The organism is Rhodococcus koreensis (assembly GCF_900105905.1).
GTDB lineage: Bacteria > Actinomycetota > Actinomycetes > Mycobacteriales > Mycobacteriaceae > Rhodococcus_F > Rhodococcus_F koreensis.
Window position 1 is genome coordinate 106,848 of sequence record NZ_FNSV01000002.1, and the last position, 23,139, is coordinate 129,986.

27 protein-coding genes and 1 pseudogene are annotated in these 23,139 nt (G+C 67.1%); 19 read left to right on the forward strand and 9 right to left on the reverse strand.

Going from position 1 to position 23,139, the window contains the following annotated elements; genetic code table 11:
* Positions 1-181 precede the first annotated feature (181 nt).
* Both BLV94_RS01265 and BLV94_RS01270 read left to right on the forward strand, forming a co-directional pair.
* On the forward strand, positions 182-1,285 hold the full coding sequence (locus tag BLV94_RS01265; protein ID WP_072946255.1) for a 3-oxoacyl-ACP synthase III family protein: 1,104 nt from the start codon (positions 182-184) through the stop codon (positions 1,283-1,285).
* Entirely contained in the window at positions 1,269-2,171 is a 903-nt protein-coding gene (locus BLV94_RS01270; RefSeq protein WP_072946256.1) for a 3-oxoacyl-[acyl-carrier-protein] synthase III C-terminal domain-containing protein, read from the forward strand. The genes BLV94_RS01265 and BLV94_RS01270 overlap by 17 nt, the downstream gene beginning before the upstream one ends.
* Before the next feature lie 38 nt (positions 2,172-2,209).
* Here the strand turns inward: BLV94_RS01270 and BLV94_RS01275 are convergent, their stop codons facing one another.
* Entirely contained in the window at positions 2,210-2,896 is a 687-nt protein-coding gene (locus tag BLV94_RS01275) for a hypothetical protein (protein WP_072946257.1), read from the reverse strand.
* Positions 2,897-3,034: 138 nt separating this feature from the next.
* On the opposite strand from BLV94_RS01275, the gene ppsA reads away from it, so the two are divergent.
* On the forward strand, positions 3,035-5,374 hold the full coding sequence (gene ppsA, locus BLV94_RS01280; RefSeq protein WP_072946258.1) for a phosphoenolpyruvate synthase: 2,340 nt from the start codon (positions 3,035-3,037) through the stop codon (positions 5,372-5,374).
* Between the two features lie 131 nt (positions 5,375-5,505).
* Here ppsA and BLV94_RS01285 read toward each other — a convergent pair whose 3' ends face one another.
* Positions 5,506-6,459 carry a 1-phosphofructokinase family hexose kinase gene (locus BLV94_RS01285; protein ID WP_072946259.1) on the reverse strand — a complete coding sequence of 318 codons (954 nt, stop codon included), beginning with the start codon at positions 6,457-6,459 and terminating at the stop codon, positions 5,506-5,508.
* Between the two features lie 56 nt (positions 6,460-6,515).
* Here BLV94_RS01285 and BLV94_RS01290 point away from each other — a divergent pair, with 56 nt between their 5' ends.
* A complete protein-coding gene (locus tag BLV94_RS01290) occupies positions 6,516-6,722 on the forward strand; it encodes a hypothetical protein (protein ID WP_072946260.1) in 207 nt (68 codons plus the stop codon).
* A gap of 35 nt (positions 6,723-6,757) precedes the next feature.
* Here the strand turns inward: BLV94_RS01290 and BLV94_RS01295 are convergent, their stop codons facing one another.
* Positions 6,758-7,249, reverse strand: coding sequence for a GNAT family N-acetyltransferase (locus tag BLV94_RS01295; protein WP_244163405.1), 492 nt, complete (start codon positions 7,247-7,249; stop codon positions 6,758-6,760).
* A gap of 205 nt (positions 7,250-7,454) precedes the next feature.
* Between BLV94_RS01295 and BLV94_RS01300 the strand changes: the two genes are divergently transcribed.
* From BLV94_RS01300 to BLV94_RS50185, 3 genes are all read left to right on the forward strand, one after another.
* Positions 7,455-7,718, forward strand: a complete 264-nt coding sequence (locus BLV94_RS01300) for a three-helix bundle dimerization domain-containing protein (RefSeq protein ID WP_072946262.1) — start codon at positions 7,455-7,457, stop codon at positions 7,716-7,718.
* A gap of 94 nt (positions 7,719-7,812) precedes the next feature.
* On the forward strand, positions 7,813-8,100 hold the full coding sequence (locus BLV94_RS01305) for a DUF1876 domain-containing protein (RefSeq protein ID WP_072946263.1): 288 nt from the start codon (positions 7,813-7,815) through the stop codon (positions 8,098-8,100).
* A 210-nt stretch (positions 8,101-8,310) separates the two neighbouring features.
* On the forward strand, positions 8,311-8,598 hold the full coding sequence (locus tag BLV94_RS50185; RefSeq protein ID WP_072946264.1) for an acyl carrier protein: 288 nt from the start codon (positions 8,311-8,313) through the stop codon (positions 8,596-8,598).
* On the opposite strand, the gene BLV94_RS01315 is transcribed toward BLV94_RS50185, so the two are convergent.
* A complete protein-coding gene (locus BLV94_RS01315) occupies positions 8,572-8,883 on the reverse strand; it encodes a dsRBD fold-containing protein (protein WP_072946265.1) in 312 nt (103 codons plus the stop codon). The genes BLV94_RS50185 and BLV94_RS01315 overlap by 27 nt on opposite strands.
* A gap of 294 nt (positions 8,884-9,177) precedes the next feature.
* Between BLV94_RS01315 and BLV94_RS01320 the strand changes: the two are divergent.
* The 6 genes and pseudogenes from BLV94_RS01320 (at position 9,178) to BLV94_RS01345 (ending at position 14,208) form a co-directional block, all read left to right on the forward strand.
* Positions 9,178-10,322 (forward strand): annotated as a pseudogene (locus BLV94_RS01320) (4Fe-4S dicluster domain-containing protein).
* Positions 10,319-10,780 (forward strand): cyclic nucleotide-binding domain-containing protein, encoded by a 462-nt coding sequence (locus BLV94_RS01325; RefSeq protein ID WP_072946266.1) that lies wholly within the window; start codon positions 10,319-10,321, stop codon positions 10,778-10,780. The pseudogene BLV94_RS01320 and the gene BLV94_RS01325 overlap by 4 nt, the downstream one beginning before the upstream one ends.
* Positions 10,777-11,619, forward strand: a complete 843-nt coding sequence (locus tag BLV94_RS01330) for an FAD/NAD(P)-binding protein (RefSeq protein ID WP_083395411.1) — start codon at positions 10,777-10,779, stop codon at positions 11,617-11,619. The genes BLV94_RS01325 and BLV94_RS01330 overlap by 4 nt, the downstream gene beginning before the upstream one ends.
* The gene (locus BLV94_RS01335) at positions 11,619-12,398 is read left to right on the forward strand and encodes an NADH-quinone oxidoreductase subunit B family protein (protein WP_072946268.1); all 780 of its coding nucleotides are present in this window, start codon (positions 11,619-11,621) and stop codon (positions 12,396-12,398) included. Before BLV94_RS01330 ends, BLV94_RS01335 begins: the two co-directional genes overlap by 1 nt.
* On the forward strand, positions 12,395-13,687 hold the full coding sequence (locus tag BLV94_RS01340) for a Ni/Fe hydrogenase subunit alpha (protein WP_072946269.1): 1,293 nt from the start codon (positions 12,395-12,397) through the stop codon (positions 13,685-13,687). The genes BLV94_RS01335 and BLV94_RS01340 overlap by 4 nt, the downstream gene beginning before the upstream one ends.
* Positions 13,684-14,208, forward strand: coding sequence for a hydrogenase maturation protease (locus BLV94_RS01345; RefSeq protein WP_072946270.1), 525 nt, complete (start codon positions 13,684-13,686; stop codon positions 14,206-14,208). The genes BLV94_RS01340 and BLV94_RS01345 overlap by 4 nt, the downstream gene beginning before the upstream one ends.
* Here BLV94_RS01345 and BLV94_RS01350 read toward each other — a convergent pair.
* The 4 genes from BLV94_RS01350 to BLV94_RS01365 form a co-directional block, all read right to left on the reverse strand.
* A complete protein-coding gene (locus BLV94_RS01350; protein WP_072946271.1) occupies positions 14,132-15,007 on the reverse strand; it encodes a universal stress protein in 876 nt (291 codons plus the stop codon). The genes BLV94_RS01345 and BLV94_RS01350 overlap by 77 nt on opposite strands.
* 109 nt (positions 15,008-15,116) lie before the next feature.
* The gene (locus tag BLV94_RS01355; RefSeq protein WP_072946272.1) at positions 15,117-15,410 is read right to left on the reverse strand and encodes an ATP-binding protein; all 294 of its coding nucleotides are present in this window, start codon (positions 15,408-15,410) and stop codon (positions 15,117-15,119) included.
* Positions 15,411-15,496: 86 nt separating this feature from the next.
* Positions 15,497-16,138, reverse strand: coding sequence for a response regulator (locus tag BLV94_RS01360; RefSeq protein WP_072946273.1), 642 nt, complete (start codon positions 16,136-16,138; stop codon positions 15,497-15,499).
* 48 nt (positions 16,139-16,186) lie between these two features.
* Positions 16,187-17,227 (reverse strand): Acg family FMN-binding oxidoreductase, encoded by a 1,041-nt coding sequence (locus tag BLV94_RS01365; RefSeq protein ID WP_072946274.1) that lies wholly within the window; start codon positions 17,225-17,227, stop codon positions 16,187-16,189.
* A gap of 155 nt (positions 17,228-17,382) precedes the next feature.
* Here BLV94_RS01365 and BLV94_RS01370 point away from each other — a divergent pair, with 155 nt between their 5' ends.
* The 4 genes from BLV94_RS01370 (at position 17,383) to BLV94_RS01385 (ending at position 19,715) form a co-directional block, all read left to right on the forward strand.
* Complete coding sequence (locus BLV94_RS01370) at positions 17,383-17,568, forward strand: hypothetical protein (RefSeq protein WP_072946275.1); 186 nt, start codon at positions 17,383-17,385, stop codon at positions 17,566-17,568.
* Between the two features lie 2 nt (positions 17,569-17,570).
* Positions 17,571-18,509 carry a universal stress protein gene (locus BLV94_RS01375; RefSeq protein WP_072946276.1) on the forward strand — a complete coding sequence of 313 codons (939 nt, stop codon included), beginning with the start codon at positions 17,571-17,573 and terminating at the stop codon, positions 18,507-18,509.
* Positions 18,506-19,387, forward strand: a complete 882-nt coding sequence (locus tag BLV94_RS01380; protein ID WP_072946277.1) for a universal stress protein — start codon at positions 18,506-18,508, stop codon at positions 19,385-19,387. The genes BLV94_RS01375 and BLV94_RS01380 overlap by 4 nt, the downstream gene beginning before the upstream one ends.
* A gap of 79 nt (positions 19,388-19,466) precedes the next feature.
* The gene (locus BLV94_RS01385; RefSeq protein ID WP_072946278.1) at positions 19,467-19,715 is read left to right on the forward strand and encodes a PLD nuclease N-terminal domain-containing protein; all 249 of its coding nucleotides are present in this window, start codon (positions 19,467-19,469) and stop codon (positions 19,713-19,715) included.
* Between the two features lie 86 nt (positions 19,716-19,801).
* Here BLV94_RS01385 and BLV94_RS01390 read toward each other — a convergent pair whose 3' ends face one another.
* Positions 19,802-20,680: a universal stress protein gene (locus BLV94_RS01390; protein WP_072946279.1), complete on the reverse strand. Its 879-nt coding sequence runs from the start codon at positions 20,678-20,680 to the stop codon at positions 19,802-19,804.
* 263 nt (positions 20,681-20,943) lie between these two features.
* Between BLV94_RS01390 and BLV94_RS01395 the strand changes: the two genes are divergently transcribed.
* Entirely contained in the window at positions 20,944-21,510 is a 567-nt protein-coding gene (locus BLV94_RS01395; RefSeq protein WP_425272482.1) for an Rv1733c family protein, read from the forward strand.
* Between the two features lie 62 nt (positions 21,511-21,572).
* Positions 21,573-22,985, forward strand: a complete 1,413-nt coding sequence (locus BLV94_RS01400) for a WS/DGAT/MGAT family O-acyltransferase (protein WP_072946280.1) — start codon at positions 21,573-21,575, stop codon at positions 22,983-22,985.
* Positions 22,986-23,139: the final 154 nt, after the last annotated feature.

Genomic DNA, 23,139 nt, shown 5'->3' on the forward strand with positions numbered 1-23,139 from the left:
TCGAAATCCAGCCTCACCGCCGGACGTGTTCGAGGAAAGGGCCATTGGGCCTCTCCTGGCCTTCACGCACGCCGACGCGCCCCGACCGAGGGTCGGGAGTCCGGGGCCGGGCAGGGGCCGAAGTGCTCTGGTAGCGGCCCCGCGTCTGCGAGATGGTGGGTGGACGGAGGAGGCACGTTCGATGGTCAAGCACTGGTTGGTCATGGAGACCGAGGACGACGGCGCCCGGGCGCCGTATCGCACGCGGGTGGCGGGCGCGGGCCGGCATCTGCCGTCGACGCGGCTCACCACCGACGATTTGATGGCGACGACACGTCACACGACACACATCGACCTGGAACGGTTGACTGGCATCCGCGAGCGCCGGGTCTCGGTGGGCGACGAGGATTCCTACACCCTTGCCACCGCCGCAGCCCAGGACGCGCTCCGCCGGTCCGGGCATACCGCGGCGTCGATCGATGTTGTGATCAGTTGTAGTATCACGAAATTCCGGGGAGGACTGACCCAGTGGCTCGAACCGACGATGAGTGGTGCAGTCGCCCACGCCATCGGTGCCGTCACCGCGATGACCTTCGACCTCGCCAATGCCTGCGCCGGAATGCTCACCGGGGTGACGGTCGCGAACAACTGGATTCGGCAGGGCGTCATCGAACGCGCGCTGATCGTCAGCGGCGAGTACATCTCCCAGCTCGGACAGAATGCCGCGCAGCACATCCACAACATCATGAGCAAGGAGCTGGCGTCGCTGACGCTCGGCGACGCGGGTGCCGCGCTCGTTCTGGAACGGGCCCCGGCCGGAGCGGGAGGGATCCGGCTCGCCGGGTTCACGACAGTGGCCGACTACAGCCGACTGTGCACCGCGTATCCGAAGGGCGACGATCCCGGCGCACGCATGTTCACCGATTCGCGAGCCATCCAGAAGGCAGCGATCGCCGACACTCCCTTGTTGCTTCACGAAGTCCTCGAGACCGTCGGCCTGGCGGTTCACGACATCGACCACGTGATCACGCACCAGACCTCCGCACGTGCGATCCGGAAAGGGATGGCCAAGTTGACCGAGTCCTTCGGCGACGCACCCCGCCATGATGCGGTCATCACGGTGGACCGGTACGGGAACACCGCCTCGACAACCCATACCGTGGCGTTGGTCGAGGAGCTCGAGGCCGGTCGTATCCGGCCAGGGGAGACCGTTGCCTTGATCTCGTTGGCATCCGGCCTGGAAATCGGCATTGTCCTGGTACAAGTAGACGAACAATTGGTGGCCGGCTATGGGCACGATCATTGAACGGGTAGACGTCGCGCACGGGGGATGGCGCGCCCGGCACAGCGCGCTCCGCCTTGCGGTGAACGCCGCGACAACTTGCCTCGAACGAGCCGGCCGAAGCCCGGACGATCTCGACCTCCTCGTCAACGCGGGCATATATCGGGACCGCAATCTCGGCGAACCGGCCTTCGCCGCGATGATTCAGGAAGACATCGGCGCGCATCCGGAGGACCCACACACCGACGCCCACGGAACGTTCTCGTTCGACGTCGCAAACGGCACCTGTGGAGTCCTGACCGGACTGCAGATCGTGGACGGCTTCCTCCGCTCGCGCACCATTCATTACGCGCTCGTCGTCGCCAGCGACGCCGACCCAGGCCATGGGATGAGCGAGGACTTCCCCTTCTCCGCGGCGGGCGGGGCCGTGCTGTGCAGCTGGACGGGCAGCCGTTACGGCCTGGGCCGTGTCCACTGGGCGAACGCCGACGACGATCTCGGCGGTGCGTTCCGCGCGACCGTCGGGCACCTCGACGACCGGAACGTGCTGCGCGTCGATCGATCCGAATGGATGGATGCGCGCTACGCGGCGGCGGCGGCCTCCGCCGTCACCGCGTGCCTGAAGAACGCATCCCTGCAACTGGGGGATGTCGACCGCATCGTGGCGGCACCGGCTCGACCGCAGTTCCGCGCCGAACTCGCGCAGCGACTGGGGCTACCCGAATCGCGCATCACGATCGCCGCGGATCACCGCATGCACACCGCTGCCCTGGTGGCCGGACTGGACGGCGGCAGCCACCACGTGCCGGCGGGAACACGGACGTTGATCGTCGCCGCGGGTGCCGGGGTGACCGCAGGTGCCGCACTCTACGAGGAACCCCCGGCACCCGGGACACCCACCCCGAGCTAGCGCAACGCACCCGCGAGATGACCCGGGAGGTCTCCCGATCAGCTGTGTTCGGGTGCGGGGCCGGCGAGGCGGCGGATCGTCAGCAGCATCTTCCGGCTCATGACGAAGCTGACGGGCTCCATGAGAGTGGGACCGAACGCGAGACGACTGGCGAGGCCGGGACCGTAGCTGCCGCGCCCTCTCTCCACCAGCCGGGTCTGATGGTCGCCGACGGGGTGCAGGTGGAATGCCCAGATGGTCGCGTCGGCGGTCTGCGGGTCATGTCCGTGCAGGACCAGGCCGGAGTTTGCCGCCACCATCGCAACGGTCAACGGGGGAGCCTTCGGGTGCAGCCACACCTCGTCGCCGACAGCCAGGATCTGGTAGTCGGGCAGTACCGTCTCGGTGTTGTGTACCCGACAGCCGATGAGGTTTTCGAGTCCGTCGTAGCTGTAGAATCCGCCCCGCCCCTGCCCGAGTTGGACAATCCAGGGCCACACCTGATCCGGCGGTGCGTCGATCGTGACGGCGTGGGTGTATCCCCAGCGCGCCGCTGGGACCAGTTCGTCTCCGGGGAGCGTGGCCGCGGCCTCCGCGGCGGTGGCGCCCCAGGTGGTCCGCCACCGCCGCAGCGGTTTCGTGAAGGCCACGTGGAAGCCGATGAGGGCGGCGCCGGCGATGGCCTGCCCGATCCTGGCCGCGGCCCGGCGCAGCGCGAGAGCGTGCCCGGTCGGTGTCGTCGTCATAGCCTTCATCCTCGGTTCGGCGCCGGCACGGCACCAGGGTCTTCGGTCGCGGCGCGGGGCCGCCGTCACGGTGACTTTCGACCCTGTGCGGTCGCGGCAGGCGCGGTGTTGTCTGGAGCGAGACGGTGAGGAGATCCCATGAACGCCACCCATGCGGCGGTCGAGCACCGATGGGTACGACCGATCGATCAGGTCCGCTTGCCCGACGCTCCCTCCGTCGGAGGGAAAGCCGCAAATTTGGGCGAGCTGACCCACGCCCGTTTTCCCGTCCCGCCGGGGTTCGTCGTAACCAAGGACGCCTATCTGGACGCGATGGACGGGGCCGGGGTGCGGTCCACCCTCCGCAACCGGGCACTGCCCCCTGCCGGGGCGGATGAGGCCGCGCTCACGGACGCCGCGCAGGAGCTGCGCGGCGTCGTCCTCGGGGTGCCGGTGCCCGATTCCCTGCGCGCCGAGATCGCCGAGGCCTACCGCGAACTCGGCCCGACGGTACGTGTCGCGGTGCGCTCCTCCGCACCAGCTGAGGACGCCGCTGACACGTCATTCGCCGGTATCCACGACAGCTTTACCGATATCGCCGGGCTGGATGCTCTGGTCGAGGCAGTCCGCAAATGCTGGGCGTCGCTGTGGTCCGAGCGAGCGCTCACCTACCGCAGCGTCCACAGTGTTTCGGAGGAGCCGGCGGCCGCGGTCGTCGTGCAGAGGATGGTCGATTCCGACCGCTCCGGAGTGGCGTTCACCGCCGACCCGCGAACCGGGGCACGTGATCATGTCATCGTCGAGGCCGCGACAGGACTCGGCGAAGTGGTGGTAGGCGGGCAGGTCGAGCCGGACACCTACGCAGTCTCCAAGGACGGATTCCGCGTCCTCGATGTGCACATCGGAGCACAGGATTTCGCGATCACAGCCGACGCGGACGGAGAACACAGAACCGAGATCCCCGTCACCGAGCGCGGCATCCGGGTCCTCACCGACACCCAGGCGGAGCGCCTCGCCCTGCTGGCGGTCTCGGTGGAGGAGCATTACCAGGCGCCGCAGGACCTCGAGTTCGCATTCGCCGGCGACAAACTCTGGATAGTTCAGACCCGCCCCATCACGACGCTCGGTGACCGTCCGATCGCCGCTGCTGCACCACCGGCATCGGGAATCGCGTCCGCCGGCAGGGTGCTCACGCAGGGGCTCGGCGCGAGCCCCGGAACGGTATCGGGCCAGGTGCGTGTTCTCCGGTCGGTCGCCGATGCCCACCGACTTCAGGACGGCGACATCCTGGTTGCCCCGATGACACGACCCGACTGGCTGCCCGTATTACGACGCGCCGCGGCGATCGTCACCGATGGGGGCGGCATCACCTGCCACGCCGCGATCGTCGGCCGGGAACTGGGCCGACCCGTGGTCGTCGGAACCAGGGATGCCACCACCACACTCATCGACGGAACCGTCGTCACCGTCGACGGCGACGCGGGCACCATATCCGAAGGCGGCGTAGCCCTTACCGCGCGCGCCGTCGATACCCCGTCCGGCCTCTCGGCCCCTCCGCGCGGTGGCGGGCATGCCTGGACGGAACCGACAGCGACCGCGGTCTACGTCAATCTCGCAACACCCGACGCCGCCGAATCAGTCGCGGCAAGCGATGTCGATGGGGTCGGGCTCCTGCGCGCAGAGTTCATGATCATGGACGCGCTGCAAGGGACCCACCCGGCCACAGTGCTGGCCGAGGGCCGGCGGGACGAATACGTGGCGAAAATGGCCGCTGGTGTCGAACGTATCGCCGCGGCCTTCGCGCCCCGGCCGGTGATCTACCGTGCGATCGACCTGCGCACCAACGAATTCGCCAATCTCACGGGGGGCGACGTCGAACCCGTGGAGGACAATCCCATGATCGGCTACCGCGGATGTTTCCGGTACGTGCGTGAACCGGAATTGTTCGGGCTGGACCTCGACGTCGTTCACCGCGTGCGGGCACACCATCCGAACGTGCACCTGATGATCCCGTTTGTGCGGACCCGCTGGGAGCTCGAGAGCTGCCTCCGCCATCTCGATGTGCATCCGCTCGGCTCCGATCGCCGGATGCACCGGTGGATCATGGCGGAGGTCCCGTCGGTCGTCTACTGGATCCCCGAGTACGCGGCCCTCGGAATCGACGGTATCTCCATCGGAACCAACGACCTGACCCAACTCGTCCTCGGCGTCGACCGTGACTCCGAGATCTGCCGGGACCTGTTCGACACGATGGATCCGGCGGTGCTCGATGCCATCGACTCGATCATCGAACGGGCGATCCGCGCGGGGCTCACCGCGTCCTTGTGCGGTCAGGCCGTGTCGACGAACCCGGCCCTCGCCGAACACGTGGTCCGGAAGGGGATCACCTCGGTGTCGGTGGCACCGGATGCGGCGGCGGCCACCCGGCGCATGGTGTCCGCTGCCGAACGCCGGATCCTCCTCGATCGTGCACGGTCCGAACACCGTACCGAAGGCTGAACCGGGCGCCCAGCACACGCCGAGTCACCTGATTGCGGCGCGCCTAGTGCGACGAACTCGGTGACCGATATGACCCGTAGACCGTCTCCGCCATACCCTGAATCGACACCGCCGCATAGCTGGCGCACCGGTCACCTGTCGCGACCACCCACCGGGGCGTGGTCGGTGAGTTGTGCGTAGTAGCGGTCGATGTCGGCGCGGCAGCACAGTGCCGTGCCGGGGGTCCCGAGCATGGCCGCTCCCGCGGCAATTCCGAAACGCACCGAGTCCCGCAGTTCCCAGCCGCGTGCCAGCCCGAAGAGAGTGCCGGCGACCATGCTGTCGCCCGCTCCGACACCGCTGACCACGGGAACCGCCACGGAGGGGCAATGCTCCGCCTCCTTCGCCGTCACATGTACCGCGCCCGCCGCGCCGAGCGACAGCACCACAACCTCGCACACCCCAGACGCGATGAGATCTCTTGCAGCAGTGACTTGGTCGTCGATGGTCTGCAACTCGCGCCCCACGCACTCACGCAGCTCCCGAATGCTGGGTTTGAGGAGATATACGCCGCGACGGAGCGCCCGCAACGGCGGACCCGACGTGTCGAGAAACAGGCGCGCGCCCAGGTCGGACACGATGTCCGCCACGATCTGATAGAAATCCACCGGAACGCCCGGGGGGAGACTTCCGCTCGCCACCACGAACCGGGCATCCGCAGCGGTGGTGGACAGCAGGTGGAGGCACGAATCGACCTCCCGGGGTGTCAGTCGCGGGCCGGGCAAGACGAACCGGTACTGCAATGTCGTCTGTTCCTCGTTGACGGTGAAGCTTTCCCGTGTCGATCCGCGGATCGTGACAGTGCGACTGGGCACGCCTTCGGTCGCCACGAGATCCTCGAGTGCCCGGCCGCTGTGTCCCCCGGACGGGAATACTGCTGTCGCCCGTTCGCCGAGCATATTCAGGACCCGGGCGACGTTGATACCGCCGCCCCCCGGGTCGCGCCGAGGGGCACCGCAGCGCATCTTGTCCGTGGGGATGACCCGCCCGGTGACCGTGGTGATGTCGAGAGCGGGGTTCATCGTCAGGGTCACGATGTCGTTCATGGTGGGCTCCCCGGTGGAAGCCGATCCGCGCGCAGGTACCGCGGCGCCAGACGGACATGTCCGCGTTCCTCGGACCGCGCGCCTGCCGCACCCTGCGTGTGGCGCAGACGGTCGTCGACGGCGAGGCAATCTACGATGCGCGCGTCGTCCGGAAGGCAGAAGATGCCATCCGCCAGGAGGACGCCGTGGCCGACCATTGCCACATACGCTGTGTGGGTTTCCCGGACCACCGTCGGGAAGATGTCGACCGAACGGTCCTCTGATTCCGACGAGGTCCACCCGTGCACGCCGACCCCGTTCATCCGCCCGCAACCGCAGGCGAAGGAACGTCATCCAGGTCGAGATCAAGGTGCATCTCGGCGCGATCGCGGTGCAACGCAGAGGACCAGCCCAGATCTCGAATCACTTTCAGCACCATGGCGTTCTGCGCCAGAATCTCAGCCCTCATACGCGTGACGCCGTGCTGTCGCGCGGCCGCGGTGAGGCGGGACAGCAGCAATGTCCCGATCCCGTGCATCCTGTATTCGTCGTCGACGACAAGAGCGAATTCGACCTCCGCGGGTGCGTCGCCGACATCGAGGGCCACATAGTTGGCAACACCCGCCAGCGTGCCGTCGACAAATGCGCCGAGCGCGTAATGGCTGGGATCGGCCACACAAATCGCCTCCGCCAGCGCGGCCAGGTGCGCGGGGTAGACGGTGAAGAACCGCATGTACGTGTCGTACTCGTTCAACCGTTCGTGCAACCGACGGACCGCCTGATGGTCGGCGGTGTCCAGCGGGCGGACCACCAGGCCCGCAGGCGACCGGGAAAACGTGCTCACCATCCGTACTCACCTGATCCGTCGATGCCGTCTCAGTAAATTCAACCCCGCAGAGGGCCCGAGGGGTCAGAGCCACAAGTCACCGACTACGGTCCTTCGCCTCTATCGATCCCGGCGTCGAGGCGGCGATGCTGAAGGAACCTCCACCACACAGAGAGGAAATCGACACTCGATGGCCAGCACCGATACGCCCACCGAAAGCACCGATGCGGACCCAGCACACGCGGTTGTCGCGCGTCTTGCAGTGGAGTTCGACGACTCGATCTCCCGATCCACCATCTCCCGGGTCGTCGCGGCGAGCGTTCGAGACCTGGCCGGAGTTCCGGCGGCAGACATTCCGGAACTGTCCGAACGCGTCGCCCGTCAACGCCTCCTCGCCGCCCTGGAGCGGGCCGCCTCGTGGGATCGCGGGGGCCTACTGCGAACGTCCGGCTGAACCGGCACAGTTCGCTGGGAAGCAGTGACATCATGCCCGCACACATCGAACATGTCGAACCGCGACGTGCCACCACTACCAGGAGGAGACAGCCATGAGCTCGCACGAGAAGAAATGGTCGGTGGACATTGTCATCGACGAACACGACTCGGAAGAAGGCGGATCCCGGACTCGGGCCGAGGCGCGCCTACGCACACAGGACACCACGTCGCTGGTCGGCGTCGGAATGGCCCGCCGCAATCCGCACGACACCGAAATCCCTGAGATCGGAGACGAGTTGGCCACCGCCCGCGCGCTCGCCGATCTCGCCCACCAACTGATCGAAACCACGGTCGCGGACCTCGAAGCGGCCACGCGCAAGACCGTTCACCTCGACGCGTAAGGCAGACCGTCGATCGGCATGCCGACGGCCCACAGAAGAGAGGTCCGCGTTCCGATTCGTCGGCGCGGACATCGACACCAGTTCGCTTGCCACGGAGAACCTGACCTTCTCCGAGTTCGCCAGGCGTGTCGGGTGTTTCACTAATGTTCTGCGGGAAAGGGACCGGGACCGGCGGCCACCCGGATCCGGCTCGGCGGCGCCCATGTCCTGGTGACCACGGCCCTGCTGTACCGGCGGCGGGTCGCGAAAGTCCGGGAGGGACGACGACGTCGAGATCTGGCGCACTACTATCTGGCCGACGACTCACCATTTTGTGAACAGTTCGACCTCGACTCGATGGACTGGCTGAACTTCCTCGTGCGGTTGCACACGAAATTCGGGATCGGCATCCCCGAGGCGGACCAGCGCCAGCTCGTCACACTGCGGGACGCGACCGAAGACGTGTCCACACGGATGGAGGGGAGATGCGTGCTACCCGATATCGGGTTGCGCGGGTGACCCGATTTCCTGCGCCGCGCGGTTCGCGCGCCTGGCGACCGCCTCCTCGTCGGCCGCCGAGCGGAGCAGTCTGTGTGACAGGTCCGCCAACGCGCGCGCGACCGCCACCTTCTTGCTGATGGTCACCGCGGTGGAGTGGCGGGCGAACAGCCGTGCCCGCCCAGCGCCCTCGAGCGTCACACCATCGAGCCCCACCAGCCGCGCCCGCGCCGACACCGACATCTCGGAGCCGTCCGCCATGTGCTCGTCGAGACGGACATCCACCGACCATTGCTGCTCATTCACTGTGCGCTCCCTCGTCGCGTGCGTTCGATCATGTGTTCAGCGAACCTCGGTCCGCGAGCGCCGAGGTAGAGCACCCGGTCACTGGGCGCGGTGACCTTCGTCGTCGCGACCCGTGCCCGCTGCTCCTCGCCCGATCAGAGGATTACACCGGCGGCGTGCCGCGATCGTGAGTGCGGCCGCCCGGCTCCGACTATGCCGGAGGAAAGGCCGAACGGCCCTTATCACCGCCGGGTGTGCGCTGGCTCAATGGGAGATGAGTGGTCACGGCAATTCCGCCGGCGGAGGAGTCAGCGTATGGGCAGCGCACGTGTCCAGCGACCGGGTGAACGAATCCTCGACCGCACGGGCCTCGATCTTCTGATCGAGGTGCTTCGTGGCCACGGATATCGGGTGGTCGGCCCGACGGTTCGTGACAGCGCCATCGTTCTGGGAGAACTGGATCGGGCGCCGATCTGCCGACGGGGTGGGGCGTGGAAACCGGCCCCGGCACGTACCGGCTGCACCGCCGCGACGACGACGCGGTGTTCGCGCACTCGTCGGGCCCGCAGTCGTGGAAACAATTCCTGCACCCGCCGCGGCGGCAACTGTGGTCCACCGAACCGGACGGCTCGTGGGAGGCACCCGTCGACGACGAGACACCGTATGCGTTCCTCGGAGTGCACGGTTGCGACTTGGCGGCGATCGCGGTCCTGCGTCGTGTCCTGTGTCCGGACCCGGACGCGGACACTCCCACCGCGCGCCGGTTCCGGAACCTGTTCGTCGTCGCAGCGCAGTGCACCGAACCCGGCGGGGTGTGCTTCTGCGCCTCCATGGGGACCGGCCCCGCAGCCGGTCCCGGTTACGATCTGGCGCTCACCGAACTCCTCGACGACCGCGCCCACCGTTTCTTGGTCGACGTCGGCTCCGAAGCCGGCACCGAGATCCTCGGCGACGTCGAATGCCGCGTTGCCGAACCCGGCGACGTCGACGAAGGACGCACCGCGGTCGCCACCGCCACCGAGCGTATGGGCCGGCGCATGCCGGAGACGGACCTGCGTGGACTGTTGCAGCGGGCGCGGGATGCCGACGCCTGGGAGGACGTCGCCGACCGGTGCCTCACCTGCGGCAACTGCACCATGGTGTGCCCCACCTGCTTCTGCACCACCACCGAGGACATGACCGACCTGACCGGCGAGCACGCCGAGCGGTGGCAGCACTGGTCTTCCTGTTTCGAACTCGACTTCAGCCACCTGCACGGCGGCGATGTGCGGACCTCGGGGGAGAGCCGCTACCGACAGTGGATGTCCCACAAACTCGGCACCTGGTTCGACCAGTTCGGCAGCTCCGGCTGCGTGGGATGCGGACGGTGCATCGACTGGTGTCCCGTCGGCATCGACATCACCGAGGAGGCGGCGCGGCTGGCGCAACTCCTCCCGGTGTGGGGGCAGGACGACCAGTGAACGCCGGCGAACCGGTCCTTTCGGCCGCGCTCGCAGCGCTTGCCGAGGAACAGCGTGTCCGGCTCGCAGAGTTCACGACGGCGACCCGATTCGCTCCCGGCGCCGTCGTCTTCCGGGAGAACGACCCGGCGACCCGCTGCTGGCTGCTGCAGACCGGCAGTGTGGTCCTGACGACGGTGGTGCCGGGGCACGGCACCGTCAGCCTCGAGACACTGCACGGCGGCGACATCCTGGGCTGGTCCTGGCTGGGCACGAATCCACGCTGGCAATTCACAGCGCACGCCGTGACCGCGACCGACGCCACCGAACTGGATGTGATCGCCCTGCAGGCGACAGCCGCCGACGATCCGGCCTTCACCTACGCGGTCACCCGGGCGCTGTCGGGGGTGCTCATCGCCCGCCTCCAGTCCACCCGGGCGCGGCTGCTCGACCTCTACGCCGGCCACCGTCAGGAGTGACACCCGTGCCACAGGACTGCATGCTTCCGCTCGGTTACCGCGTCGCCTCCCGCACGGTCGAAACGCACGACACCGTCACCCTGACGCTGCATCCGATCGGCGTCCTACCCGTAAATCAGTTCACGCCAGGTCAGTTCATGATGCTGTACGCACACGGTGTCGGGGAGGTGGCCATCTCGGTCAGCGGCGACCCGGCGCGGGACCGCGACACCTTGGTCCACACGATCCGGAATGTGGGCGCCGTGAGCCGGGCCCTCCACGACGCACCGGTCGGCACCGTGCTCGGTGTCCGCGGTCCCTTCGGACGCGGGTGGGACCTGCGCAGCGAGTCCGGCCGGGACCTCATCATCGTCGCCGGCGGCGTCGGACTGGCACCGCTTCGTCCGGTGATCCTCGCCGCCCTCGCCGCCCGCGACCGGTTCCGGCGGATCACCCTCGTCGTCGGCGCGCGGACTCCGTCGAACATCCTCTTCCGATCCGAGCTGTCCGCCTGGCAATCCCGCGACGACCTTGCCGTCGAGCTGATGATCGACCAACCGGTCTCCGGCTGGACGGGTGCGGTCGGATTCGTCACCGAAGCCTTACACCGGGTGCCGGTCGATCCGGCCCGGACCACCGCGTTGCTGTGCGGACCCGAACCGATGATGCGGTTCTGCGCCCGGGCCCTGACCGATCGGGATGTGCGCCCCGGCGACATCCAGGTGTCCCTCGAACGGAACATGCAGTGCGGTGCCGGAGTCTGCGGTCACTGCCAGCTCGGTGAGCTTCTGCTGTGCCGGGACGGCCCGGTCGTCGACTACACCGTCGCCGAACCCCTCCTACGAACACCGGAGCTGTGATGAGTGCACCCCCGAAGACCACTCCGACGCTCGCTGTCTGGAAGTTCGCCTCGTGCGACGGCTGCCAGCTCACGCTCCTCGACTGCGAAGACGAACTACTGGCACTGTCCGAGGCCGTGTCGATCGCGCACTTCCTCGAGCTGTCCGACACCGTCACGGGCGGACCGTACGACGTCTCGCTCGTCGAGGGATCGGTCACCACGGCCGCCGACCGTGACCGCATCCGCGCGATCCGCGAGCAGTCGCGGTTCCTCGTCACAATCGGGGCCTGCGCCACCGCCGGCGGAATTCAGGCGTTGCGCAACTTCGCCGACATCGATGAGTTCCTGGCGGTCGTCTACGCCAGCCCCGACTACATCGACACCCTCGCGACCTCGACCCCGATCTCGGCGCACGTTCCGGTCGACTTCGAACTGCGCGGCTGCCCAATCGACCGACGCCAGCTCCTGGAAGTGATCACGGCGTACCTGGCGGGGCGGCGGCCGAACATCCCGAACACCAGCGTGTGCACCGAATGCAAACGTCGCGGCCTGACCTGCGTGATGGTCGCGGACGGCACCCCCTGCCTCGGTCCGGTGACCCATTCCGGCTGCGGTGCACTGTGTCCGGCGGTCTCGCGAGGGTGCTACGGATGTTTCGGCCCGACGACCGACCCGAATCTCGCGTCGATGACGGGATGGCTGCGCACCTGCGGAATGACCGATTCCGCCATTGCCCGTGTCTTCGCGACTTTCAACGTCGCGGCGTACGGTACCGGCAACGGCGGACGTCCGGAATGACATCCGCCCGTAGGGAGCTGATCGTCCGCGCCCTCGCCCGTGTCGAAGGGGAAGGCCGACTCGACGTGACCATCCGCGACGGCCGCGCGGACCGGGTGGCCCTCGCGATCTACGAGCCACCCCGGTTCTTCGAGTCGTTCCTGCGTGGGCGGCACTATCTGGAACCACCGGACATCACCTCCCGGATCTGCGGCATCTGCCCGGTCGCCTATCAGGTGAGCGCCTGCAATGCGCTCGAACAAGCCTGTGCGCTCAAGATCGACGATGCCGTTCTCGATCTGCGGCGCCTGCTCTACTGCGGGGAGTGGATCGCGAGCCACGTGCTGCACATCTACTTCCTGCACGCCCCCGACTTCCTGGGTCTGCCGGACTCGATCGCACTCGCCCGCACCGATCGCGCCGCAATCGAGCGGGGACTCGCCCTGAAGAAGGCGGGCAACGCCATCCTCGACACCATCGGCGGCCGTCCCATCCATCCGGTGAACGTCCGCGTCGGCGGCTTCCATCGCGCACCGACCCGCACCGAACTGGCTCCGCTCGCCGAACAACTCGGCGCCGCGCTCGAGTACGCGGTGGCCACGGTTGACTGGGTGTCGTCGTTCACCTACCCCGACATCGAACTCGACCACGATCTCCTCGCACTCCGGCACGAATCCCGATACGCCATCGAAGACGGCGAGATCGTCTCGTCCACCGGACTGCGCTGCCCGGCCGAGGAATTTCCCCGGCACGTCGTCGAACACCAGGTGCCGCACTCCACCGCTCTGCACGCCGAACTCGACGGTCGGCGTTATCTCACGGGCCCGCTCGCCCGGTACTCCCTCAATTCGTCCCAGTTGACGGGGCAGGCCGCATCGAGTGCCACCGCAGCGGGACTCGACGTGCAATGCCGCAATCCGTATCGCAGCATCGTCGTCCGCGCCGTCGAAGTCGTGTACGCGGTCGAGGAAGCCCTGCGGATCATCGACCGCTACCAGCGGCCTGCGCCATCTTTCGCCGCCGCCGCACCGAAATACGCCGTCGGACACGGCGTCAGCGAAGCGCCGCGAGGACTGCTGTATCACCGCTACGAACTCGATACCGACGGCCTCCTCACGGCGGCTATCATCATCCCGCCCACCTCACAGAACCAGGCGGCCATCGAACACGACCTCCGCACCGCCGTGAACGCACATCTCACGCTTGCCGACGACGACCTGACCGCGGTGTGTGAGCGGATCATCCGCAACTACGATCCGTGCATCTCATGCGCCACTCATTTCCTCACCCTCACAATCGACCGCCGATGACCGCCGTTGTGCTCGGGCTGGGCAACGACTACCGCCGCGATGACGGCCTCGGACCCGCCGTCGCACGTGAAGTCGCTGCCCGCGTGGCAGCGGACATTCGGGTGTCGACCTCGGACGGTGACCCCACCCGCATGCTGGACGCCTGGGCCGGAGCGGACCTGGCCGTCCTGGTCGATGCCGTCGTGTCCGAGCCACCACGACCCGGAACCGTTCATCGATTCGACCCGACCGCCGTTGCCGAGCTGCCAACCCCGAACACCAGCACACACGGTGTCGGACTGGCCACGGCACTCGAACTGGGGCGCGTGCTCGACCGACTGCCCCGCCGGTGGGTGCTCTACGCTGTCGAGGTGGTCGACCTCGGATACGGCCGCGGGCTCTCACCCGTGGCCGCGGGAGCAGTCGAACCGGTGGTACGGGCGGTGCTGTCCGAACTCGCGAGCACTACCGGACAACAATCAGTGGGCAGGTCACCGAATGCGCCAGCGCCCGACTGGTCGAACCCAGCAGCATGCTCGTGAACCCGCCCCGCCCACGGCTGCCGACCACGATCAGCTGTGCATGCTCGGCCTGCTCCCGCAGATTCCGAGCCGGCTGATCCATGACCACCAGCGGTCGCACCGTCACATCCGGGAACTCCTCGGCACGGCCGGCCACGCTTTCGGACAGCAGTGCACGCTCGCGGCTCTCGACCTGCGACCAGTCGACATCGCTGGGGAACGGCGCGTACAGATCGATATCCGACCACGCGTGCACCGCCACCAGATCGACGCCGCGCAGCGCCGCCTCCTCGAACGCCATCGTGATCGCGGATTCGCTGTGCTCGGAGCCGTCGACACCGACGACGACCGGACCGGAAATGGCGTTGACCTCGGTGTGCGGGAGGCCGCGTACGACGGCGACCGGTGCGTGCGCGTGGGCCACGACCGCGGCACTGACCGACCCCAGGACCGCACGTTCGAAGAACCCGTGCCGATGCGCGCCGACCACGACCATCCGCGCGGACTTCGACCGCTCGATCAACTCGCCCGAGGGCACCCCGGTGCAGAACGCGGTGTCGACGTCGAGGGTATGCCCCGCCGCGGCCTGGGCGACCACCTCTTCCGCCTGCGCGAGTCGCTGCTTGGTGGCGAGTTCCTCTTCCTCGAAGAGGCTGACGGGAACCCCGATCGGCACACCATAGGTACCGGGCACGAACATGCTGGTGACCAACGTCAATGGAGCGCTGCGCAACGCAGCTTCCCGCGCAGCCCACGACACAGCCTGCAGGGATGACTGCGACCCGTCTAACCCGACGACAATCGGATGCTGCGCGGTCATGATGGTCTCCTCGAATTCGCGTGAATGATCCCGTCAACACCATCGTCACCGCCGCCGCAACCGGCGCCGTAGGGGAGAAGGTCCTCACCTTCGCGGCACTGGTCGAAGGTCAGGGCAGCGGCGCGGACCAGTGAATCGTGGTGCCGCCGCCCGCGGTCGTGTCGATGCTGAACCGCCCGTTGGCCTGACGTGCCCTGGCGGCGAGATTGTCGAGTCTCCGGATGACGGCGTCGTCCGGAATGCCCACACCGTTGTCGGCGACCTCGATCGTCAAGTTGTCGTACACGGACACCGTGACCGTGACCGTGGCCGTGTCGGCGGCGGCGTGCCGCACAACGTTGCTCAGTGACTCGCGCAGAACCGCTTCCGCATTTTCGGCGAGCAGTGAGTCGATGACCGACACCGCTCATCCTCGTGTGGGTCACCCTCGGCTTGTTCCACGGCCACCGTATGGCAGGGCGCAAAAGAGGATGCGCACACCCGGGCGGGTCAGGTCGGGGGTGGGCTCATTTTAGTGGCGATGACGGCGGCCTGGGTCCGTCGCTCCACCCCCAGCTTCGTCAGCAGCCGTGACACGTAATTCTTGACCGTCTTCTCCGCGAGGAACATCCGCTCCGAGATCTGCCGGTTCGTCAGTCCCTCACCCAGCAGGGCGAGAAGGGTCCGTTCCTGGTTGGTCAGGCGGGCGATGGTTCCGCGCTCCGAGCTCGCGTCCGACCGCAGTTTTGCCATCAGCGCTGCCGCCGCGCGACTGTCGAGCAGCGACTTGCCTGCGCCCACGTCGTGGACCGCTTCGGTGAGTTCCATGCCGCGGATGTCCTTGACCACGTACCCACTCGCACCGGCGAGGACGGCATCGAGCATCGCCTGATCATCGGTGTACGAGGTGAGCATCAGGCAGCGGATGCCGGGCATCCGAGACATCAGTTCGCGACACAACTCGACTCCGTTTCCATCGGGCAGACGGACGTCGAGCACGGCGACATCGGGTCGGAGCGCAGGGATCCGGGCCAGCGCCTGAGAATACGACGCCGCCTCTCCGACTACGGTGAGATCCGGGTCCGCGGTGAGAAGTTCCGCGATGCCACGGCGCACGACTTCGTGATCGTCCACGAGAAAGATGCTGATCATTCGGCAACCTCCGCTCTGTAGAGATCTCGGCGGGAAGGCCGTCGGCGATTACCGCGGATGCGATACGACCGACAACACCGAGTCTGTGGGGCGCCGCGGTGTCTGCCGCGGAGTGAGCTTCTTGTCCGTCACACCCAGCCGAATCAGGGCCTGAGGAAATCCACGGTCGGGGAGCAGTTCACGGATCAACTCACGGCTCTGCCGAAGTTCGGTCATATGGGTCAGGGGGCAGGTCGCAAGGCCCTCCACCGTCGCCTCCAGGAGCACCGCCGACAGCGCCTCGCCGGCGCGGAGCCAGTCCGGCCGCCCATCCGCATCGGTGCTTATCACGAGCACCGTGGACCGATCGATCTCCTCGGCGGAATCATCGTCGCGACCGGCGGGAAAACCGCGCCCGATGTCCACCCGGGAGAGGTTCTCCGCTGTTTCCAGAGCATTCGGGGGAATCCCACCGGATAGAATGGAATGACCTGCCCACCAGTGTAACTCGGTGTGATATGCGCTGTCGTACCTTCGTGCTGCGGCCGTGATCTCGGTGGCTGCCGCGAGGGTCGCGCGAGCTTCGGGTGGCAGGACCGTCAGATGCACCCCCGGGGCGCGGATAACGTCCGGCAGAGTGCGCGGAAGCGGCGACTTCACACTCAACGGACCAAACGGACGCCGATCCGAATACCGGTGGCGGATCGCGGAGAGGAGATCGAAGTCGTGTGACTGCGGGTGCGCGTCATGTTGGAACCTGATCGTCGCCAGATGCCCGGAACGAAGCCCGTCGGGAAGTCGCTCGATGTCTGCCGTCCATCGCAGAGCGGTTAGCGCAGTTTCCAGGTGATGCAGTGCAGCGCCACAGCTGACCACCAGTTGCCGACCCTTCGGATCGGTCGACGCCAGGAGCCGGCCGCGGTCGGTGTGCAGGTCCAGGCGACCGTCGGAATAGGTCCACTGCCACGGCTGGCTGTTGTGCACCGAGGGTGCACGACACGCAAGGTCCACCGCGATTCGAACCACGTTCACCTCAGGAATTGTGGTGTCCACGATCGTCTCCACTTCAGTCCACGCTAGGTCACGATTCGTGCCGGAGATCTGGTGCATGACAACAGTGTCCATCGCGCGGGGTCTGCGGGTTAGGGCCGATTGTCATCGGTGACAGGGCGCACCGTCGGCAGCACTGCGGTCCGTCCGCGCGACCGTCATTCGGGGACCGAAGACCCTACTGACATCGTCCCGACAGCTGAGAGCCTGGGCACATGGCCACTTCGCTCGACGTCCGCACCGCGGGGCTCACGAAATCGTACGGTTCCGTCCCCGTCCTCGACGAACCCACCGGAAGACTCGATCCCCTTCGGCGCAGGTTCTCCATCACCGCCCCGCCGGCCACGATATCGGCGCTGATCGTCGTCGTGGGATGCAACCGGTGGGACATGGTGAGGTAGCGGTGACCGGGCACGGCACGGGCGGCCGGCAGATCGTCGCCGGGGTCGACGGCTCGGCCGTGGCGGAGGCGGCGGCACGCTGGGCCGCCGCTGTCGCCGCGCAGTGGAACGTGCCGCTCCGACTGGTTCACGTCCTACCACAGGCACCTGTCTTCTATGGGGTGCCGGCACCGGTCCGGGACATCGAGGCGCACCGTGTGCTCGGCGACGCCGCGCTCGCGCGTGCCGCCGACATCATCCGCGGCGAACAACCAGCCGCCGCGATCGAATGCACAACCATGACGGGGCCGACTCCCGCCGATGTCCTGCTGGATGTGGCATCGTCGGCCTCGATGGTGGCGATCGGATCGTCGTGTGCCGGGCCCGTCGAGGGATATCTGAACGCCACGGCCCTACGGCTGGCGCACCACGCCGAATGCCCGGTCACTGTGTGGCGGCAGGCCACGGGTCCCGCCGTGCCCGACCGCTGGCCGGTGATCGTCGGCGTCGACGGAAGCGAGATCAGCATCGCGGCGGTGCGGTGGGCGTGTTCGTTCGCGGAGTCGTTCGCGGTGCCCGTCGTGGCCGTTCACACCTGGACGGGCGTAGCGCCCCAAGGGGATTCGCATCGCCACGAGTATCCGGTCGAGGCGGCAGAGAGCGTACTACTCGCCGAAAGCGTCGCCGGCTGCCGGACCGAGTACCCCGACGTGACGATCGAACAGGTCACCGAACGCGGCACCCCGGCGGATGCCCTGCTCGCGCGGTGTCGTCAGGCGCAACTCCTGGTCGTCGGAAGCCACGGGCGAGGAGCGCTGGGACGGGCGCTGCTCGGATCGACCAGTCAAGACATGCTGCATCGCGCTCCCTGCCCCGTCACGATCTGCCGTCCGGACACGATTCCGGCACCGCCCCACACCGATGCCCCATCCGTCCCGACGGATTCGAGGAGAACACCGTGACGAACGCACCGATAGTCGTGGGCGTCGACGGATCCCCATCGTCGTCGGACGCCGTGCGATGGGCTACGCGTGAGGCCGGAATGTGCCACGCTCCACTCCTGATCCTGTCGTGCGTCAGCTATCGTGGCGCCGAGGCCGTCCCCTGCATCGGAACCGAACTGCGCGCCCGCGCCGAACGAGACCTGGCCGCCGCGGTCGGGATTGCGCAAACCCAGAACCGCGGGGGCGGAGTCGAGATCCGCACCGAGGTACATGCGCAGTACGCGCCCGCGGCGCTCGTCGATTGCTCGGACTCCGCGAGGATGATCGTTGTCGGCCGGCGCGGTCTCGGTGAATTCACGGGCGGCTTGCTCGGTTCCGTCAGCTCGATCGTCGCCCGCCACGCACGCTGCCCGGTCGCGGTGATCGAGGGGTGGTCTCGGATCGAGGACGGCGCGGGGCCGGTCGTCGTCGGAGTCGACGGATCCGCCAACAGTGCCGCCGCCATCGACGTCGCCTTCGAAGAATGTGCACTGCGTGGTGCTGAACTGGTTGCGCTACACGCCTGGTCCGATCAGAACCTGTCGCAGATCCACATCGATCCGCAACAGTGGACGGCCGCAGAACAGTCAGAGCGGGCCCTGCTGGCAGAATGCCTCGCGGGGCGCAAGGAGCAGTATCCCGACATCGCCGTGCGGGTCGTCGTGGTCAGAGATCGTCCGGTGCGTCACCTGCTGGCCGAGGCGGAGGAAGCTCAGCTGATCGTGGTCGGAAGCCACGGCCGCGGCGGATTCGCCGGTATGACACTCGGTTCGACCAGCGAGGCCCTGTTGCATATCACCACGTGCCCGCTTCTGATCGTGCGCCCGCGCTCGGAGGGCCGACGCCTCTTCCGCTGACAGCCGTGGACTGAAATCCGCACTGTCGTCAACACAAACGCCCGTGCGATATCTTCGGTGAGAGAGAAGGGGACGAATAATGCACAGCAGACGAAGCCGCAAGTCGTGGTCTGATCTGACGCACCGCCAGCGCACCGCCGTCGCCATGTCAGCGGCAGTACAAATGGCACTCGCGATCGCCGCGTGGACCGATCTCGCTCGCCGCGATCCGTGGCAGATCAACGGCAGCAAGAAGATGTGGGCCGCATTTATCGCGGTCAATTTCATCGGCCCGATCGCTTACTTCACACGCGGTCGCCGCGACGAGACCTCACCGCACACCGCGTAGGCCCTCCGCACCGCGGCTGCAACACCCGACGACAGGGATGTCCCCGGGCACGGGTGCATGACCCTGTCCGCGCGAGGGCGACGAACTCAGCGGGCGACGATCAGCGGGCAGGTGACGGAGTGCAGCAGGGCCCGGCTGGTCGATCCCAGCAACATGCTCGCGAATCCACCACGACCGCGGCTGCCCACAATCAGAAGTTGTGCGCGTTCGGCTTGTGCGCGCAAATTGTGGACAGGACGATCTATCACCGCCACCGGCTGGACCTTGACGTCCGGGTAGTCCTCAGCGCGACCGGCCAGACTTTCGGCCAGCAGTGCCATCTCGCGGGTGTGCTGCTTCTCCCATTCGAATCCGCTACCGCGCCAGCCCGCGAGATCGAGGTCGATATCGGACCAGGCGTGCACGGCCACCAGCCCGACGTGCCGCTGCGCAGCTTCCTCGAACGCCACGGAGATCGCAGGTTCGCTGTTGGCTGTCCCGTCCACCCCGACGACGACCGGTCCGACTATCTCGGTCACCTCGGTATGGGGGAGCTCGCGGACCACCGCGACGGGACATTGGGCGTGGGTGACGACTGCGGTACTGACCGAACCGAGCAGTGCCCTCTCCACCGGGCCGTACCGGTTGCTGCCGATCACCACCATGCGTGCCGTCTTCGACCGCTCGAGCAATTCGTGAGCCGGTGAGCCCGTGCCGCGCGCGATCTCGATGTCGATGTCGTGACCGTCGGCGGCCGCCCGAGCAAATTCCTCGGCCTTTGCCAGGCGTTTCCTCGCATCGAGTTCCTTGTCGTCGAAGAACCTGGCGGGTATCCCGGCAGGGACCCCGGGGTCGCCGAACGCGGAGGTGACGGTGACCAGGACCAACGGGGCGTCGTGGTAGACGGCCTCGCGCGCGGCCCAGGTCACGGCCTGCAGTGCCGACTGCCCGTCTACTCCGACGACGATCGGCTTGTGGGCGGTCATGATGGTCTCCTCGACTGAGTGTGCGTTCGCCCGATTCAACAATCGTCTTCGCTGGTACAAACGCCTCATAGAGCCGAAGGTCCCGCCTTCCGGAAGGGCCGCCGTGCATTGACGACAACCGAAGTCACCAGTCACCGACCGAGGGACGCGAGATGACCTTGGTCTCTACAGACCTGTGACACGAGCCGGAAGACTGAGAGTGCGGAACGCAGGAGGTCGTGGTGGCTGGGGAACTGACTACACCAGTTCGAATCTGGCGGTTGGTGCCATGGAGCCACAACGGGCTGATGCGTCCGAGCGACCGCCTCGAATCCGTCATCGTCATCGTTGTAGTCGCGGTGGTCGTACTCCTGCTTCCGGTCGCCGGGGCGTTCGGAACCGCCACCTACACCAGGTTGAGCGACCAAGCACGAGTCGAACAGGCGACCCGTAGCGAGGTGACCGCCGTGCTCGTCGAGGATGCGGCGCGCGTATACAGCGAGGATGCGGTGCGCGGAACTGGAGGGTCCGATCTTGGTCAGGCGCGGGTGCACTGGTCCGTTGGCGGGACGGGGCACACGAAAATGATCGACGTCGATTCCGGGGCGAAAGCGGGCGACGCTGTGAGCATCTGGGTCGACACGAACGGGAATCTCAGTGCGGCGCCGATGACCGGCGGGGAGAGCGCGGTCGCCGCGGTCATCGCCGCCATCGCAGTGTGGGCAACGAGCATCATCGCGGGAGTGCTGCTCCTTCTGGGTGTTCACTGGAGCGCGTCGAGGCACCGCCTCGCGCAATGGAACCGGGAATGGGCCGGGATCGGAAAGGCACCCGGATGGCCCGTGAGCTGAAGTCGACACGGCCGTGAATCCGGACCTCAGGAACACCGCACTGGAAGGCGATGAGGTCGACCATGGGCAATGACACGCTGAGTTTCCTCGACGCCGGCTTCCTGGAAACTGAAGACTCCGACCGGCATGCGAGCCTGACCATCGGAGCGCTGGCAGTCATCGAAGGCCCCCCGCCCGATCAGAAGGAGTTCCGCGACGCCGTCGCGGAACGTCTCCTCGACCTTCCACACGCACGCGACAAACTCCGCACGGCTCCACTCGATGTCAGTGCCCCGTCGTGGACGGAAGATTCGAACTTCGACCTCGACCGACACCTGCGACGGGTCGCCATCCCGAACCCGGGCGAGGAGGAGGCACTGTTCGGATTCGTTGCCCGAGTCATGGGGCACCGGCTCGACCGGGACCACCCGCTGTGGGAATGCTGGGTAGTGGAAGGACTCAGCGGCGACCGCTGGGCGATGCTCGCCAAACTCCACCACTGCATGGCCGACGGGATCACCGGAACACGACTGTTCGAGGCTATGTGCGATGAGGTGGAGCCGACAATCGACCCCGCCGCCGACTCGTCGGGTCCGGATCGCCCCGCGCATCAACCACCGCCGGCACCGTCGATCTCCACGCTGCTCTCCCCGAGCCACCAGTGCGAACTACTCGAGACAATCCTGCGCGCTCCTCTCACGATCGCTCGAGCGGGACTGGGAGCGGGCCGGGGACTTGCCCGGCTCCTGACCGAGATGCTGACGTCGTCGTCCGACACTTCACTGATCGGTCCGATAGGAAAGCAACGGCGCTACCGCGGTGCCCGCACCCGGATGGCGGATGTCCGGGAGATCTGTGCGGCATACGGCGTCACGGTCAATGACGTCGCCCTCGCGGCCATCACCGGCGGATTACGGACACTGCTCCTCCGGCGCGGTGAACACCCCGACGCACACACGGTGCGCACACTGGTTCCGGTCTCGGTGCGGTCCGCGAACGACGACGCGGAATCTCTCCACAACCAGGTATCGCTCATGCTGCCGTTCCTGCCGGTCGACATCGAAGATCACGTCGAACAGCTCACCGCAGTGCATCGGCGGATGTCCGCGCACAAGGCAGGCAAGGAAGCGCAGGGCGGAAAGGTGTTCACCACTTTGGCGCAATCCGGGCCGTTCATGCCGCTCGCCTGGGCATTGCGTCTGGCCACCCGATTCCCCCAGCACAGCGTGGTGGCAGTGGCCACCAACATCCCTGGACCCCAACAGACTCGTCACCTCCTCAGCCGAAGAATCGTCGACATCTTCCCGTACGTACCCATCGCACTGCGATTGCGCGTCGGCATCGCAATCCTCAGCTACGCCGACAATCTGACGTTCGGGTTGACTGGTGACTACGACACCACCCCGGACCTCGCCGACCTGGGAACGGCGATCGAACAGGGCGTGTCCTCGCTACTGACGGCAGCCCGGTTGGAGACCGCGGGCAGCCAGAGCTGATCGGGGACCCGCCATCCCACAGTCGCATGTCGGTCCAGCCCTCGGGTGGGTGACGGCAGAATGTCGCGATGACCTCCGGCCCTACCGGTGCGAGGGCCCGGTACGCGAGACTCGACATCACCACGATGGCACCAAGCGGCGCACCTGGCTACGA

Bases quoted from the DNA above. Each gene is read 5' to 3' on its own strand.
- BLV94_RS01345 (WP_072946270.1), top strand. From the start codon at position 13,684: ATGACCGCCGTTGTGCTCGGGCTGGGCAACGACTACCGCCGCGATGAC.
- BLV94_RS01335 (WP_072946268.1), top strand. From the start codon at position 11,619: ATGAGTGCACCCCCGAAGACCACTCCGACGCTCGCTGTCTGGAAGTTC.
- ppsA (WP_072946258.1), top strand. From the start codon at position 3,035: ATGAACGCCACCCATGCGGCGGTCGAGCACCGATGGGTACGACCGATC.
- BLV94_RS01290 (WP_072946260.1), top strand. From the start codon at position 6,516: ATGTCCGCGTTCCTCGGACCGCGCGCCTGCCGCACCCTGCGTGTGGCG.
- BLV94_RS01370 (WP_072946275.1), top strand. From the start codon at position 17,383: ATGGCCACTTCGCTCGACGTCCGCACCGCGGGGCTCACGAAATCGTAC.
- BLV94_RS01340 (WP_072946269.1), top strand. From the start codon at position 12,395: ATGACATCCGCCCGTAGGGAGCTGATCGTCCGCGCCCTCGCCCGTGTC.
- BLV94_RS01275 (WP_072946257.1), bottom strand. From the start codon at position 2,896: ATGACGACGACACCGACCGGGCACGCTCTCGCGCTGCGCCGGGCCGCG.
- BLV94_RS01285 (WP_072946259.1), bottom strand. From the start codon at position 6,459: ATGAACGACATCGTGACCCTGACGATGAACCCCGCTCTCGACATCACC.
- BLV94_RS01350 (WP_072946271.1), bottom strand. From the start codon at position 15,007: ATGACCGCGCAGCATCCGATTGTCGTCGGGTTAGACGGGTCGCAGTCA.
- BLV94_RS01360 (WP_072946273.1), bottom strand. From the start codon at position 16,138: ATGATCAGCATCTTTCTCGTGGACGATCACGAAGTCGTGCGCCGTGGC.
- BLV94_RS01390 (WP_072946279.1), bottom strand. From the start codon at position 20,680: ATGACCGCCCACAAGCCGATCGTCGTCGGAGTAGACGGGCAGTCGGCA.
- BLV94_RS01365 (WP_072946274.1), bottom strand. From the start codon at position 17,227: ATGCACCAGATCTCCGGCACGAATCGTGACCTAGCGTGGACTGAAGTG.
- BLV94_RS01305 (WP_072946263.1), top strand. From the start codon at position 7,813: ATGAGCTCGCACGAGAAGAAATGGTCGGTGGACATTGTCATCGACGAA.
- BLV94_RS01270 (WP_072946256.1), top strand. From the start codon at position 1,269: ATGGGCACGATCATTGAACGGGTAGACGTCGCGCACGGGGGATGGCGC.
- BLV94_RS01300 (WP_072946262.1), top strand. From the start codon at position 7,455: ATGGCCAGCACCGATACGCCCACCGAAAGCACCGATGCGGACCCAGCA.
- BLV94_RS01385 (WP_072946278.1), top strand. From the start codon at position 19,467: ATGCACAGCAGACGAAGCCGCAAGTCGTGGTCTGATCTGACGCACCGC.
- BLV94_RS01400 (WP_072946280.1), top strand. From the start codon at position 21,573: ATGGGCAATGACACGCTGAGTTTCCTCGACGCCGGCTTCCTGGAAACT.
- BLV94_RS01265 (WP_072946255.1), top strand. From the start codon at position 182: ATGGTCAAGCACTGGTTGGTCATGGAGACCGAGGACGACGGCGCCCGG.